The following is a 13842-nucleotide window of genomic DNA, read 5'->3' on the forward strand; positions in this document are numbered from 1 at the left end:
GGAGCGGTTGGGGTGCGGGGTTCTTGGTTTCAGGCGGGGCTGACGACGGTGCCGGGGCGGGCGGCGGTGAGCTCGTCGTGGTCGACGAGGACCTGGCCGTTGACGAGCGTGTAGTCGTAGCCGTCGGCGCGCTGGAGGAAGCGCGACGAGCCGAGCGGGAAGTCGTCGACGATCTCGGGGGTGTGCAGCTGCAGCCCCTCGAGGTCGATGACGTTGAGGTCGGCGTGGGCGCCCGGGGCCACCACGCCGCGGTCGACCAGGCCGAAGAACTCGGCCGGCTCCTGGGTGAGCTTGCGCACGGCGGTGCCGATGTCGAGCAGGCCCTGGTCGCGAACCCAGTGGCTGAGCAGGAAGCTCGACTGGCCGGCGTCCATGGTGAGGGCGACGTGGGCCCCGGCATCGGCCACGCCGACGATCACATCGGGGTTCACCAGCATCTGCGCCACCGCCCCGAGGTCCTGGTTGAGGACCGGGTAGTAGAGCAGCCCACGGCCGTCGGTCTCGGCGAGGAAGTCGAAGAACGCGCCCGCCGCGGTGGTGCCCCGGCGCGCCGCTTCGGCCGCCAGGCTGTTGGCCTCGCTCACGTCGTAGCGGGCGATGCCGGGCGGCAGCAGGTAGAGCTTGGCCGGGTCCTTCGGCGCCAGCGGCCCCGAGAGGTCGGCGGGCTGGTCGGCCTCGTGCACCAGGCGGGCGCGGAGGTCGGCGTCGGCCAGGGCCTCCACCCGCTTGGCCCACGGTTTGGCCATCAGCTCCACCCAGGCGGGCAGCGCGTCGTAGGGCGAGTGGCCGGCGAGGCCGTAGAGGATGCCGCTCCCGCGCGCGGTGGTCTGGGGCCGCAGGTCGGCACCGCGGCCGCGGGCCTCGCCCACCTCGCCCATCACCCATGACCACAGGTCGGGACGGCGGTCGCTCTGCATCATGGCGAAGGTGAGCGGCCGGCCCGACGAGCGGCTGACCTCCTCCATCCACGCCAGCTCGGAGATGGAGTTCTGCCGGTCGGGGCCGTCGCGCTCGCCGATGCGGGGGACCACCTCGATGACCCCGCGCCCGCAGTCGGCCAGGGCGTGGGCGATGGCGGCCAGCTCGGCCGGCTGGGCGTAGGTGCCCGGCACCGGGCGGCCGTCGGGGACGGTGTGCATGAAGCTGCGCGACGACGAGAAGCCGAGCGCGCCGCGGTCCATCGCCTCGCGCACCAGCGCGGCCATGGCGGCGATGTCGGCGTCGGTGGCCGGCTCCTCGGCCAGGCCCCGCTCGCCCATCACGTAGTAGCGCAGCGCGCAGTGGCCGACGAGCCCGCCGACGTTGACGCCGAGCGCCAGCCCGCGCAGGGCGTCGAGGTAGTCGCCGTAGGTCTCCCACCCCCAGGCGATGCCGTCCATGACCGCGTCGGCCGAGATGTCCTCGACCGACTCCATCATCTCGGCGAGGTAGCGCTCCTTGCCCGGCTGCACCGGCGCGAACGTCACGCCGCAGTTGCCCAGCACGATGGTGGTGACGCCGTGGAAGCACGACGGGCTGGCCACCGGGTCCCAGAACAGCTGGGCGTCGAGGTGGGTGTGGATGTCGACGAAGCCCGGCGTGACCAGGCGGCCGGTGGCGTCGAGCTCGCGGCGGCCGGCATCGGGCACGTCGCCCACCGCGGTGATGCGATCGCCGTCGATGGCCACGTCGGCCCGCCTCGGCCCGGCCCCGGTGCCGTCGACGACCTCGCCGCCGCGGATCACGATGTCGTGCATGCCGTTGGTCCTTTCGCCGGCGGGCGCCGGGGGTGGTGCAGAGCTGGGATCAGTCGCGGCCGGCGGCTCGGGCGGCGGCGATGGCCGCCTCGAAGCCCTGGTGCAGGTGCTGGGGGGCGGGCTCGTTGCGACCGAAGACCACGGTGCCGAGCAGGCCGGTGCCGATGCCCGGCTCGGTGCGGCCGGCCACCCAGAAGTCCTCGCCGTCGACGACCGTCTCGCAGATCCACGGCGCCATGTCGGCGAGCTTGGTGGTCTCGTCCTCGGAGAGCCCGGGCCGCACGTACGTGGTGTGCACCACCTCGGACGAGCTCACGCCGGTGGGCAGGATCTGCCACAGCTCGATGTGGCGGCTGTCGAACGTGAGGCTGATGTTGGGGAACAGCGCGTACTGGAGGCTGAAGTGGGCCCCGACGTCGCCCCACTCCTCCTCGGGCACGCCCTTGAGCTGGTCGATCGACTTGATCGCCGAGCAGTTGCGGAGGTGCCGGCCGAACGGGTCGAACGTGAGGATGCCGCCGTGCGCGTAGGCGGCGAGCGTGTCGCGGTGCAGGAAGTCGAAGTGGTAGTTCTCGCGGTAGGTGTCGAGCGTGACCTTCCAGTTGGCGCCCACCGGGTGGGTGTGGGGCTCGCCGAACAGCTCCCAGTCGGCGAAGTCGAGCAGCGCCAGCTCGGCGGCCAGGTCGGGGCCGAGGTACTCGTCGATGTCGATCTCGGCGCCGGGCCGGAGGCGCCCGACCACCAGGCCGTAGCCCTCGGTGACGGGGAGCTCGACGAGGCCCTTGTCCTCCCGGCACATGCCCTCGAAGGCGGTGGCGACCGGGAGCCCGACGAGCGCGCCCTCGTTGTCGTAGGTCCAGTTGTGGAACGGGCAGGTGAAGCGGCGGGCCTCGCCGGCACCGTCCATCACGCGCACGCCGCGGTGGCGGCAGGCGTTCAAGAAGGCGTGGACGCGGCCGTCCTTGCCCCGGCTGACGAGGACCGGGGTGCCGCACAGGTCGACCGTGAGGTAGCTGCCGGGCCGGGGCAGCGCGCCCGACAGGCACAGCAGCAGCGGCTGGTCGCCGAAGAGGGCGGTGCGCTCCTCGGCCAAGCGGTCGGCCGATGTGTACACGTCGACCGGGACCTCGAGGATCTCGTCGGTGAGGTCGGTGGTGCCGTGCTCGACGTGCTGGAGCAGCCGGCGGACGAGGTCGTGCTCGAAGGCTTCTTTGTCCATGGGGCACCCCCTGTGCGTGCTCGATCCAGCGTACTCAGCGCACGCGCTCCCGGCCATCTTACAGAGTGGGCGCTCACTTTGTTATGGTCACCGCCGTGGGAGCACTCGAAGGACGCGTGGCCATCGTCACCGGCGCCAGCCGCGGCATCGGCCAGCACATCGCGGAGCGGTTGGCGGGCGAGGGCGCGGCCGTCGTGCTGGTGGCCCGCACCCTGTCCGCCGGCACGTCGCGGCTGCCCGGCTCGATCGAGGAGACGGTCGACGCCATCACCGCGGCGGGCGGGTTCGCCGTCCCGCTCCGGGCCGACCTCACCGACCCCGACGAGGTCGAGACCATCGTGTCGCGGGCCAACGCGCTCGTCGGTCCGGTCGACACCCTGGTGAACAACGCCGGCGTGAACTTCTACGGCCCCGCGCTCGACATCGCCCCGCGCCGCTACGACCTGATGTTCCAGATGATGGTCCACGCCCCCTTCCGGCTGTGCCAGCTCGCCATCCCGTCGATGCTCGACGAAGGCCGGGGCTGGATCGTGAACATCACGTCCAAGCAGGCCCGCCACCCCAAGGGGCCGCCGTACCCCGACTGGGCCAGCGACGGCTGCACGCCCTACGGCATGTGCAAGGTGGCGCTCGACCGCCTCACCACCGGGCTGGCGGCCGAGACCGAGGGCCGGGGCATCAGCGTCAACGCGCTCGGCACGTCGGGGCTGGTCATGACCCCGGGCGTCGCCGTGGTGTCGCCGCACACCCCCGACAACGCACCGGTGGAGCCCGACGAGGCCATGGCCGACGCCGCCCTGGAGCTGTGCTCGGGCGCGCCCGGCGCCGTCACCGGCCAGATCGTCTACAGCATGGATCTGCTCGGCCGCCCGTTCACCGAAGGCCCCTGGGCCATCGCCGACACGTTCTGATCGACGGGCGCCCGGCTTGACAGGCCGCGGCGGGTTGCCGAAGATGGAGAACGTGAACGCCCACTCACTTTCTCGCTCCGCCGGGCGTCATCCCGACCGCACCACCGCACTGCGCTAGACGGCCTCAGGAGGCTCGCGTGTCCATCAACTGGTTCATCTCCGTCGACGATCACCTCATCGAGCCGGAACGCCTGTGGCAGGAGCGCGTGCCCGAGAAGATGCGGTCCATCGCGCCGCGGATCGAGCGGGCCGACGGCCAGGAGTTCTGGGTCTACGAGGACCGCCAGATCGTCACCACCGGCCTCAACGCCGTGGCCGGCAAGTCCAAGGAGGAGTTCTCCCCCGAGCCCATCTCCTACGACGACATGCGCCTCGGCTGCTACGAGCCCGACGCCCGCGTGACCGACATGGACCAGGGCTTCGTGCTGTCGTCGATGCTGTTCCCGTCGTTCCCCCGCTACTGCGGCCAGATCTTCCACGAGGCCAAGGACAAGGTGGTGGCCCTCGAGTGCGTGAGGGCGTGGAACGACTTCATCCTCGAGGAGTTCGCCGACGCCCACCCGGGCCGGTTCATCCCGATGATGATCATCCCGCTGTGGGACCCCAAGCTGGCCGCCGCCGAGATCGAGCGCACCGCCGCCCTGGGCGCCAAGTCGATCGCCTTCTCCGAGAACCCCACCAAGCTCGGCCTCCCGTCGATCCACACCGACTTCTGGGACCCGATGTTCCGGGCGGCGAACGACGCCGGCCAGGTCATCTCCATGCACGTGGGCTCGTCCTCGAACCTGATCCGCACCTCCGAGGACATGCCGACGCTCGCCTTCATGGCGTACTCGGCGGCCGCCAACCAGGCCGGCACGCTCCTCGACTGGCTGTTCAGCGGCAACTTCGAGCAGTTCCCGAACCTGAAGATCGCCCTGTCCGAGGGCTCGATCGGCTGGATCCCCTACTTCCTCGAGCGGGCCGAGCAGGTCATCGACAAGCAGCGCTTCTGGGCCTCGCGCTTCGACATCAACATGAACGCGGCCCACGACCGCGGCGAGTCGTTCGGCGAGGCGTCGTTCGACCTCGACACCGACATCCGCCAGCTGTTCAAGGACCACGTCTTCGGCACGTTCATCGAGGACGCCGCCGGCCTGCGCCTGCTCGACATCATCGGCGAGGACAACGTGATGCTCGAGTGCGACTACCCGCACTCCGACTCCACCTGGCCCGACACCATCAACCTGGCCCGCAAGTGGCTCGGGCACCTGCCCGAGGAGACGCAGCACAAGATCACCATCGGCAACGCCTGCCGCGTGTACGACTTCGAGCCCGCCGACCCCGCTTCGATCAAGCTCCCCTAGGCGCCCACCGCGCCGCTCGGCGTGGCGGGTGCAGAACCGTGCCGCATGGACACGGTTCTGCCCACCCAGCCGCGTGCGCGCGGGCTGGTGTCAGGCGGGGCGGGCGGCGATGAGGAGGGCGGCGAGGCGGCGGCGGTGGGCGGCCGGGGAGCCGTACAGCGACCGGTCGAGGATGGCCCGCTTGAGGTACACGTGGAGGCCGCTCTCCCAGCTGTAGCCCATGGCGCCGTGGAGCTGGAGGGCCTCGCCCACCACGTCGACGGCGGCCGCGGTCACGAACGACGCGGCCCGGGAGGCGGCCCGGCCCGCGTCGACGTCGCCGGCGGCGGAGGCCGCGACGGCGGCGGTCAGCAGCTCACGGCCGATCGTCAGCTCCACCAGCAGGTCGGCGCACGCGTGCTTCACCGCCTGGAACGAACCGATCTGGCGGCCGAACTGGCGGCGCTCGCCGAGGTAGGCGACCATGGCGTCGAGCATGGCGCCGGCCAGTCCCATGGCGTCGCACGCCACGGCCACGGCGGCCCGGTCGAGGACCCGCTGGGCGGCCGCCCCACCGTCGCCGGTGAAGGCCCAGACGGCGTCGTCGTCGATCTCCACGCGGTCGGCCGCGACCGTGCCGAAGCGCCGCGTGGCGTCGACGACGGGGACCTCGTCCACCTCGACGAGGAAGGGAGCCACCCGGACCAGCACGAGCCTCGACCCGCCGGCGATGCCGGGCGCCGCGGGATCGCCCGGGTGGGTGGCGAGGAGGAGCAGGTCGTCGGCTTCGGCGGCGTCGACCACGAACTCGGCCCGGCCGTGGAGGCGGAGGCCGCCGTCGGTCCGCTCCAGGGAGAACGGCGGCGCGGCCAGGGCCTCGTCGCCGCCGGCGGTGAGGGCGACGGCGACGGTCCGCTGCCCGGCCGCCACCTGGCGGAGGAGCTGATCCCGCTGGTCGGTGGGCGCCACCGCGGCGAGGGCGCCGACGCCGAGCACCGCCGTGCCGAAAAAGGCGGTGGTCGATGCGGCGCGGCCCAGCTCTTCGAGCACGATCGCGGTCTCGGCGAACGTGGCCCCCGACCCGTCCAGCGCCTCGGGCACCTCCAGGCCGATCCACCCCAGCTCCGCCAGCTGCGCCCAGCCGGGATCGCCGTCGGGCGACGCGGCCAGCAGGTCTCGAGCCACCTGGCGCAGCTCGTCGTGGTGCTCGGAGAGGTCGGTCACGACGCGCCCTTCGGTTCCCGGGGCAGACCGAGGCCGCGCTCGCCGATGATCGTCCGCTGGATCTCGCTCGAGCCGCCGGGGATCGTCCACTCCCACGAGCTGATGAAGTCGAGCACCCAGGCGCCCGACTCCCAGCCGCTCGAGATGGGCTTCTGCAGCACGGTCTGGCCGGAGAGGCCCACGATCTCGGCGCCGAACCCCGTCATCCGCTGGAGCAGCTCGGAGTAGTAGAGCTTCACGATCGACGCGTCGGCGGGCCCGTCGAGGCCGGCGTCGGCCCGGTCGACGTGGCTGCGGCACAACGAGCGCAGCCCGGCGATCTCGGTGTCGAAGGCGGCCAGCCGGTCCTGGACCACCGGGTCGTCGATCGGTCGGCTTCCCCCGAGGCCCGGCCGCTCGCAGGCGTCGATCAGCCAGCCGAACCCGGCGTTGCCGAGGCGCTCGGCCAGCTCCAGCATCGTCATGCCGCGCTCGGCGGCGAGGGTGGCCTGGGCGATCTGCCACCCGGCGTGGGCCGGGCCGACGAGGTTCTCGGTGGGGATGAACACGTCGTCGAGGAAGATCTCGCAGAAGTGCGACTCGCCGGTGGCCTGGCGGATGGGCCGGACGTCGAGGCCGGGCGACCGCATGTCGAGGAGGAAGTACGAGATGCCCGAGCGCTTGGGCGCTTCGGGGTCGCTGCGGGCCAGGAGCAGGCACCAGTCGGCGTGCAGCGCCCCGCTGACCCAGACCTTCTGGCCCGTGACCCGGTAGCCGCCGTCGACGGGAAGGGCGGCGCAGCTCAGGCTGGCCAGGTCGGAGCCGGCCTGCGGCTCGGAGAAGCCCTGGCACCAGATCTCGCCGTCGAGGATGGCCGGCAGGTGCCGCGCCTGCTGCTCGTCGGTCCCGCCGACCAGCAGCGTGGACGCGGCGTGGTGGATCGACACGAACGCCATCACCAGGCGAGGGGCGTCGTGGGCGGCGAGCTCCTGGTAGAGCACGACCTGCTCGGCGGTCGACATGCCACCGCCCCACTCGGCGGGCCAGTGCGGCACGGCGTACCCGGCGGCGCGCAGCGCCTGGAACCAGTCGTGCTGGAACGACACGAAGGCGTCGTCGGCCACACCGGTCTGGGCGGCGCGCCAGTCGGCGGGGATGGTGGCCCGGCACCAGTCGCGCACCGAGGCGCGGAACTCGTCGAGGTCGCTCACGAGGGCTTCGGGGCGGACAGCGCGAGCAGGAGGCGGCGGTGCTCGTCGGACTGCATGGTCTTGGCCTCGGCGGCCAGGCCGGCGGGCACCGCGCCGCTCAGGGCCTGGGCCAGGTGCATGTTGGCGACGCGCTTGGTGGCCTGGAGGGCCTCGGCGGGCTGGGCGGCGAACCGGGTGGCCAGCCGGTGGGCCTCGGCGAGCAGGTCGTCGGGTGCGACGGTGCGCGAGGCGAGGCCGATCTCGACCGCCTGGGCCGCCGCGATCCGGTCGCCGGTGAAGAGGGCCTCGCGTATCCGCAGGGGCGGCGCGAGCAGCGGCCAGAACGCGGCGCCACCGTCGCCCGCGACCAGGCCGACCGAGACGTGCGGGTCGGCGAGGTAGGCGGTGTCGGCCATGAGCACCACGTCGCAGAGCACGGCCACGCTGCAGCCGAGCCCGACGGCCGGGCCGTTGACGGCGGCGATGACGGGGAGCGGGAAGCGCAGCACCTCGTCGATGATCTCGGCCGCCTCGCGCAGGCTCTCGTCGCGGCCCACCGGATCGTCGAGGAACGTGGTGATCCAACCCAGGTCGCCGCCCCCGCTGAACGCCCGCCCAGCGCCGGTGAGGATGACGGCCTTGGCCTCGCGGTCGGCCGCGAGCTGGCGCCACACCTGGGCGAGGGCCCGGTGCAGGTCCTTGTCGATGGCGTTGCGGTCGTCGGGACGGTCGAGGACGACCGTGCGGATCGGGCCGTCGACCTCGATGCGCATCGAGTCGGGCAGGTCGTACTGCATCATCCCTCCAAGGCCGTGGAGTACAAGCCTGACAGGCCGTGCCGACCCAGGAGCTGTGACAGCTCCTGGGTCGTGGCGGCCCGCCCCAAGGGGATGCGGCGGAACGGTTGGCTGGCGCGGGACAGCCAGGACAAGAAGGTCTCGTCGCAGAACCCGATGGCCCCGTGGAGCTGGTGGGTGATGCGGAACACGACCTCGGCGCCCTCGATGGCAGCGAGGCGGAGGGCGAGGGCGTCCTCGACGGCTTCGGGCCGACCGGCCTGCACGCTCCAGAGGGCGTACCGGGCGAGCTGCTCGACGCCGCTGCGCTCGACCTCGGCGTCGGTGAGCTGGAACTGCACGCTCTGGAACCCCGCGAGGGCCTGCCCGAACTGCTGGCGCTCCTGAACGTAGGCACAGGTCAGGTCGATCGCCCGGTCGAGCATGCCGAGCAGGGTCCAGCACGGCAGCACCAGGGCGCGGGCGAGGTCGCCGGCGCCGAGCTGGTCGATGGGCTCGAGGTCGAGCTCGACCACGAACGCCGACTTCCGCGGCGGCGCCGTCATCGGTCGGGCGGTGGCGCGGCTGCGGCGGCCGTCGAGGTGCACGGCGGCCCAGCGCAGGTCGGTGCCACCGACGGCCGCGCGGGGCGCGGCATCGTCCACGACCACCAAGCCGTCGACATCGAGGTCGCTCGGCTTGGAGAGGCGCTCGGCGATCGGGTGCGGGATGGCGTGGCGGCCGGCGCTGCGGCACAGCGCGGCCGCAGCCTCCAGCTCGTCGGCGCTGGCCGCGGGATCGAGGTCCCAGGCGCCCAGCTCGGCCAGGACGGCGTCGACCAGGTGCTGGCGCTGCTCGGGATCGCGCTCACCGCGCTGGACCAGCTCGTCGCCGCCCGCCGCCTCGAAGGCGCGCGAGGCCTGGCGCCCGTACTCCTGGGCCTCGTCGCTCAGGTCGGTGATCACGATGCCGCCAGGAGGACGCGGGACAAGAGGATGCGCTGCATCTCGATGCTGCCCGAGGAGATGGTGGCGGAGACCGAGTAGCGGTGGTGGTCCTCGACGGCGCGGACGAAGCGGTCGGCCTCGTCGCCGTGCGGGGCGAGGGCGGCCAGGTCCATGAGCACCTCGGCGCTCTCCTGGTCGAGCCGGGTGGCGGCGATGCGGTACGTCGCCGCGTTCGCGGGTGCCACCCGTCCGGCCTCCTGCTCGGCCACCACGGAGTAGGCGAGCAGCCGGGCCCGGCGGCAGTGCACGAGCATCCGGGCCCAGCGCCCGCGCAGGTCGTCGGACACGTCGTCCCACCGGTCGCCCAGCGCGGCGGGCGCACCCTGGAGCAGCCGCTCGCAGCGGGCGTAGCGGGCGATGCCGACCCGCTCGAACGACAGCACCTCGCGGACCACCGACCAGCCGTCGCCCACCTGGCCGAGCACGTTGGCGTCGGTGACGTGCAGGTCGTCGATGAAGACCTCGTTGAGGTGGTGGGGCCCGAGCATGGTGGCGATGGGCCGGACCTCGATCGCCGGGTCGTCCATCGGGACCAGGAAGATGGTGAGGCCCTGGTGCTTCTTGGCCTCCTTCGACGTGCGGGCCAGGAGGAAGCACCACTGCGCCATCGTGGCGTAGGAGGTCCAGATCTTCTGCCCCGTGATCCGCCAGCCGTCGCCATCGTCGTCGCGGCGGGCCACGGTCTGGATGGAGGCCAGGTCGGAGCCGGCGTCGGGCTCGGAGAACCCCTGGCACCAGATCACCTCGCCGTTGGCGATCGGCGGCAGGTGCAGCGCCTGCTGGGCCTCGGTGCCGTGGCGCATGATCGTCGGGCCGACCCAGTTGACGCCCATGTACTGCGCACCGCGGGGCTCGTGGTGCGCCCACATCTCCTCGCGCACCGCGGTCTGCTCCCAGGCCGACGCGCCCCGACCGCCGAACTCCTCGGGCCAGGCCATGCAGAGCAGGCCCTGGGCGGCGAGCAGGCGGCAGAACCGCTGCGCCACCTCCAGGTCATCGGGATTGGCGGTGAAGGCGCCGAGGTAGTCGGGCGCGATCTCGTCTGCGATCAGGCCCCGCAGCCGCTCCCGCAGGGCGGCGACGTCGTTCCCCAGGTCGAAGTCCATCGGTCGGCAAGCTATCCGCTTCGGTCAATCCCATCAATACTTACAAGGATTCGTCAACCAAGCTTGCTACGGTCCCACCCATGGCCGCCCCGGATGACGCTGCGAGCACGGCGCCCGCTGCCACCCGGCGCACCCGCGTCCAGCAGCCCCGGGTGGGCGAGCTGGTGGCGGCCGAGCTGCGCCGCCGCATCCTCGCCTCCGGCGACGAGCAGTACGCGCTGCCCACCCAGGACCAGCTCGTCCAGGAGTTCGGCGTCAGCTACCCCTCGGTCCGCGAGGCGGTCCGCATCCTCGAGACCGAGGGCCTCGTCACCGTGCGCCGCGGCAAGATCGGCGGCCTCGAGACCCACCGCCCCGACGAGCGGTCGGCGGCGTACCACCTGGGGCTCGTGCTCCAGGGCGACGGCGTGTCGGTGGCCGACCTGGCGGGTGCCCTGCAGCAGCTCGAGCCGCTGGGCGCGGCGGCCTGCGCCGGCCGCGCCGATCGCAAGCGGGCGGTGCTGCCCCTGCTGCGCGACAACATCGAGCGGTCGGCCGAGCTGGTCTCCGACGGCGTCGACTTCACCCACACCGCCCGCGAGTTCCACGATCTCGTCGTCGCCTGCACCCCCAACGCCACCCTGCGCTCGGTCATCCGCAGCCTGGTGGCGCTGTGGTCGGCGCAGGAGGAAGCGTGGGCCGAGTCCCGGTCGAGCCGGGGCGAGTACCCCTCGGTCGCCGAGGCGCGGGCCGTGGTGCGCACCCACGGCCGCATCGCCGACGCCATCGAGGCGGGCGACGCCGCCGAGGCCGAGCGCCTGGTCCGGGTGCACGTGGCGGCCACGCAGGACCTGGTGCTCGCCGATGATCCCGAAGGCGTGGTCGACGCCGCCTACGCCCGCCGGCGGGGCGCCGAGCCCACGCTCGACTCCGGCCGCCTGTAGACAGCGAGCACCGGCGACCGATGAGATCTCGCCGCCGCACCGGTCAACCAGTCCGACCGACTCGCACCACCACCTGAGGGAGACCGCCATGTCTCGCGTCCGCATCCACAACTTCTCGATCTCGCTCGACGGGTTCGCCACCGGAGAGGGGCAGTCCCTCGAGACGCCGTTCGGCCACGCCGGGCGGCGGCTCCACGAGTGGATGTTCGCCACCCGGTACGCCCGTAGCGAGATCTTTCGCGAGCCGGGCGGCAGCGAGGGCGCCGATGACGCGATCGCCGAACGGCACGGCTCCGGGATCGGCGCCGAGATCATGGGCGCGAACAAGTTCGGGCCTCCGGGCTGGCAGGACGATCCGGCGTGGCGCGGGTGGTGGGGCGACGACCCGCCCTTCCACACGCCGACGTACGTCCTGACCCACCGACCGCTGCCCTCGATGGAGATGGAGGGCGGGACGACGTTCCACTTCCTCGATGCCTCTCCCACGGAAGCGCTCGAGGTGGCGCGCGACGCCGCCGCCGGGCAGGACGTCCGCATCGGCGGCGGACCCACCATGGTGCGCGAGTTCCTCGCCGCCGGCCTGGTCGACCACCTCCACGTGGTGCAGGTGCCGATCCTGCTCGGCCGCGGCGTCCGCCTGTGGGACGGCCTGGAGGGCTGGGAGCAGGGCTACGAGATCGAGGCGGTCACGACGCCCAGCGGCGTCACCCACCTCACCTTCACCCGCTGAAGGATGCCGGCCGCCGTCAGGCGAGGGCGACGAGGACGAGCGCGAACCAGGCGACCGTGGCGTACCCGCTCACCCCGAGCGCCCAGCCTCCTGCGTTCCAGCCGCGCTGGCGGCCGGTGCCGGCGAGCTCCACCACGACGGTGGCGATCTTGACCGCCGCCGCGACCACGACGGCTGGACCGAAGCGCCCGACCTGGACGCCGAGCGCGGTGGTGGCCGCGACCGACAGCGCGCCGATCGGCGCCGACACCGACCACACGGCGAGGTGGCTGATGTCGAGGAGGGCCCGGGCGAGGCCTGGGCCCGGACCACCGTCGACGCGCCAGACGACCCCGATCAGGAGCAGGGAGCCGAGCGCGAGGAACCCGAAGCCGAACACCCACGCCGCCATCGAGAAGACGGCCAGCGACCGCCAACCATCCGAGCCTGGCTCCGCGGCCACCAGGGCGAGCGGCCAGAGCAGCAGGGCGGCTCCCGTGATGGAGATCACCGAGCCCGAGAGCACGACCCGGCGGCGCTGGACGAGATCCGTCACCGCCTCCTCGATCGGCCGGTCGACGGCCGGAGCCCGCGTCAGCAGCGCGCCCGCAACGAAGCAGGCCAGGCCGAGCGTCCCCGCCGCGACGGCCCACCACCGCTCCGCATCCCGCACCGGCCCATCCTCCCACGCCGCCACCTCAGGCGATCTGCTCCTGCGACCAGGTCTCCCGCCCGCCGAGGCCACGACGCAGACCGGATCCACGCGACCCTTCCCGGTGCCGACCGTCCGCGTCCGGCCACGTCGGAGCGACAATCGCAGGCCGGCGACACGATTGTCGCTGCGACGTGGCCGCACGCGCGGCAACGGCCGCACCACCCCGGGGGGACGGAGCGAACCGCCGGCGCGGGGACGACCGGGGCGGGCATGCTTCGGAGATGGGCGACTCCACTCCTCGGGCGCAGGGAGTCGGCGGCAACGCGCCACCGCCGGGGTCGGTCCTGCGAGCGTGGGGCGTCGACGAGGTGGCGCCGTTGCCGGGCGGACAGGGCGATGCCTTCCGCTCCGGCCTCCTCGTGTTCAAGCCGGCGCCCGAGCCGGCCCGCACCACCTGGCTGGCCGACGCATTGGACGGCCTGGCCCCCTCGGAGACCGTCCGCGTGGCGCGCCCGGCCCGGAGCGTCGATGGGACGTGGGTGGTCGACGGCTGGACCGCCTGGCACTGGCTCGACGGCGAGCCACGGAGCGCGACGCGATCCGAGCTACTCGACGTGTCGGCACGGTTCCACGCCGCCGTCGCCCCGGTCCAGTGGGGCGCCGCGATGCGGGGACACGACCGGTGGGCCCACGCCGATCGGGCCGCGTGGGGCGAGTCGGCCCCACCCCTCCCCGGATCGCTCGCGCTGCTGGCCGAGGCTCGACGGCCCCTCTCCCTTCCCTGCCAGCTGGTGCACGGCGACCTCGCGGGCAACGTCCTGTTCCACGCGAGCCTGCCTCCGGCCGTCATCGACATCAGCCCCTACTGGCGCGCGGCGCGCTACGCCGACGCGATCGCCCTCGTCGACCGAGCGGTCGACCACGCTCAGGACGAGCGGCTCGATCCCTTGGTGCTCGGCCCGCACGGGAGGCAGCTGCTGATCCGAGCGGTGGTGTTCCGGGCGCTGTCCGAGCCGGCGCCCACCGACGCCTACGAGCCCCTGATCACCCAGCTGCTCGACCAGCCCTAGGTCGGCGGCCGG

13 protein-coding genes are annotated in these 13842 nt (G+C 72.9%); 5 read left to right on the forward strand and 8 right to left on the reverse strand.

What is annotated here, in order from left to right:
- Positions 1-29 precede the first annotated feature (29 nt).
- Both ACPPVX_RS08465 and ACPPVX_RS08470 read right to left on the reverse strand, forming a co-directional pair.
- Positions 30-1736, reverse strand: a complete 1707-nt coding sequence (locus ACPPVX_RS08465; protein WP_426574453.1) for an N-acyl-D-amino-acid deacylase family protein — start codon at positions 1734-1736, stop codon at positions 30-32.
- 49 nt (positions 1737-1785) lie between these two features.
- Positions 1786-2955, reverse strand: coding sequence for an aromatic ring-hydroxylating oxygenase subunit alpha (locus tag ACPPVX_RS08470; protein ID WP_426574454.1), 1170 nt, complete (start codon positions 2953-2955; stop codon positions 1786-1788).
- Between the two features lie 95 nt (positions 2956-3050).
- Here ACPPVX_RS08470 and ACPPVX_RS08475 point away from each other — a divergent pair, with 95 nt between their 5' ends.
- Entirely contained in the window at positions 3051-3866 is an 816-nt protein-coding gene (locus tag ACPPVX_RS08475; RefSeq protein WP_426574455.1) for an SDR family NAD(P)-dependent oxidoreductase, read from the forward strand.
- A 137-nt stretch (positions 3867-4003) separates the two neighbouring features.
- Positions 4004-5212 carry an amidohydrolase family protein gene (locus ACPPVX_RS08480; protein WP_426574456.1) on the forward strand — a complete coding sequence of 403 codons (1209 nt, stop codon included), beginning with the start codon at positions 4004-4006 and terminating at the stop codon, positions 5210-5212.
- A 90-nt stretch (positions 5213-5302) separates the two neighbouring features.
- Here the strand turns inward: ACPPVX_RS08480 and ACPPVX_RS08485 are convergent, their stop codons facing one another.
- From ACPPVX_RS08485 to ACPPVX_RS08505, 5 genes are read right to left on the reverse strand one after another with little or no spacing between them, the layout of a single operon-like run.
- Positions 5303-6415 carry an acyl-CoA dehydrogenase family protein gene (locus ACPPVX_RS08485; RefSeq protein ID WP_426574457.1) on the reverse strand — a complete coding sequence of 371 codons (1113 nt, stop codon included), beginning with the start codon at positions 6413-6415 and terminating at the stop codon, positions 5303-5305.
- Entirely contained in the window at positions 6412-7605 is a 1194-nt protein-coding gene (locus tag ACPPVX_RS08490; protein WP_426574458.1) for an acyl-CoA dehydrogenase family protein, read from the reverse strand. Before ACPPVX_RS08490 ends, ACPPVX_RS08485 begins: the two co-directional genes overlap by 4 nt.
- Positions 7602-8381 carry an enoyl-CoA hydratase/isomerase family protein gene (locus tag ACPPVX_RS08495; protein ID WP_426575016.1) on the reverse strand — a complete coding sequence of 260 codons (780 nt, stop codon included), beginning with the start codon at positions 8379-8381 and terminating at the stop codon, positions 7602-7604. Before ACPPVX_RS08495 ends, ACPPVX_RS08490 begins: the two co-directional genes overlap by 4 nt.
- Positions 8381-9325 (reverse strand): acyl-CoA dehydrogenase family protein, encoded by a 945-nt coding sequence (locus ACPPVX_RS08500; RefSeq protein WP_426574459.1) that lies wholly within the window; start codon positions 9323-9325, stop codon positions 8381-8383. Before ACPPVX_RS08500 ends, ACPPVX_RS08495 begins: the two co-directional genes overlap by 1 nt.
- Positions 9322-10473: an acyl-CoA dehydrogenase family protein gene (locus tag ACPPVX_RS08505; RefSeq protein WP_426574460.1), complete on the reverse strand. Its 1152-nt coding sequence runs from the start codon at positions 10471-10473 to the stop codon at positions 9322-9324. Before ACPPVX_RS08505 ends, ACPPVX_RS08500 begins: the two co-directional genes overlap by 4 nt.
- 80 nt (positions 10474-10553) lie before the next feature.
- On the opposite strand from ACPPVX_RS08505, the gene ACPPVX_RS08510 reads away from it, so the two are divergent.
- Together ACPPVX_RS08510 and ACPPVX_RS08515 are read left to right on the forward strand one after the other, a co-directional pair.
- Positions 10554-11396 (forward strand): FadR/GntR family transcriptional regulator, encoded by an 843-nt coding sequence (locus tag ACPPVX_RS08510; protein ID WP_426574461.1) that lies wholly within the window; start codon positions 10554-10556, stop codon positions 11394-11396.
- An 88-nt stretch (positions 11397-11484) separates the two neighbouring features.
- Positions 11485-12126: a dihydrofolate reductase family protein gene (locus ACPPVX_RS08515; RefSeq protein ID WP_426574462.1), complete on the forward strand. Its 642-nt coding sequence runs from the start codon at positions 11485-11487 to the stop codon at positions 12124-12126.
- A gap of 16 nt (positions 12127-12142) precedes the next feature.
- Here the strand turns inward: ACPPVX_RS08515 and ACPPVX_RS08520 are convergent, their stop codons facing one another.
- A complete protein-coding gene (locus ACPPVX_RS08520) occupies positions 12143-12778 on the reverse strand; it encodes a hypothetical protein (RefSeq protein WP_426574463.1) in 636 nt (211 codons plus the stop codon).
- 263 nt (positions 12779-13041) lie between these two features.
- On the opposite strand from ACPPVX_RS08520, the gene ACPPVX_RS08525 reads away from it, so the two are divergent.
- A complete protein-coding gene (locus ACPPVX_RS08525; RefSeq protein WP_426574464.1) occupies positions 13042-13830 on the forward strand; it encodes a hypothetical protein in 789 nt (262 codons plus the stop codon).
- Positions 13831-13842: the final 12 nt, after the last annotated feature.

Origin of the sequence: Aquihabitans sp. McL0605 (assembly GCF_049993875.1) — a bacterium.
Lineage (GTDB): Bacteria > Actinomycetota > Acidimicrobiia > Acidimicrobiales > Iamiaceae > Aquihabitans.

Coding starts and splice junctions, on each gene's coding strand:
- ACPPVX_RS08465 (WP_426574453.1), bottom strand. CDS start 1,736: ATGCACGACATCGTGATCCGCGGCGGCGAGGTCGTCGACGGCACCGGG.
- ACPPVX_RS08495 (WP_426575016.1), bottom strand. CDS start 8,381: ATGCAGTACGACCTGCCCGACTCGATGCGCATCGAGGTCGACGGCCCG.
- ACPPVX_RS08510 (WP_426574461.1), top strand. CDS start 10,554: ATGGCCGCCCCGGATGACGCTGCGAGCACGGCGCCCGCTGCCACCCGG.
- ACPPVX_RS08515 (WP_426574462.1), top strand. CDS start 11,485: ATGTCTCGCGTCCGCATCCACAACTTCTCGATCTCGCTCGACGGGTTC.
- ACPPVX_RS08505 (WP_426574460.1), bottom strand. CDS start 10,473: ATGGACTTCGACCTGGGGAACGACGTCGCCGCCCTGCGGGAGCGGCTG.
- ACPPVX_RS08470 (WP_426574454.1), bottom strand. CDS start 2,955: ATGGACAAAGAAGCCTTCGAGCACGACCTCGTCCGCCGGCTGCTCCAG.
- ACPPVX_RS08525 (WP_426574464.1), top strand. CDS start 13,042: ATGGGCGACTCCACTCCTCGGGCGCAGGGAGTCGGCGGCAACGCGCCA.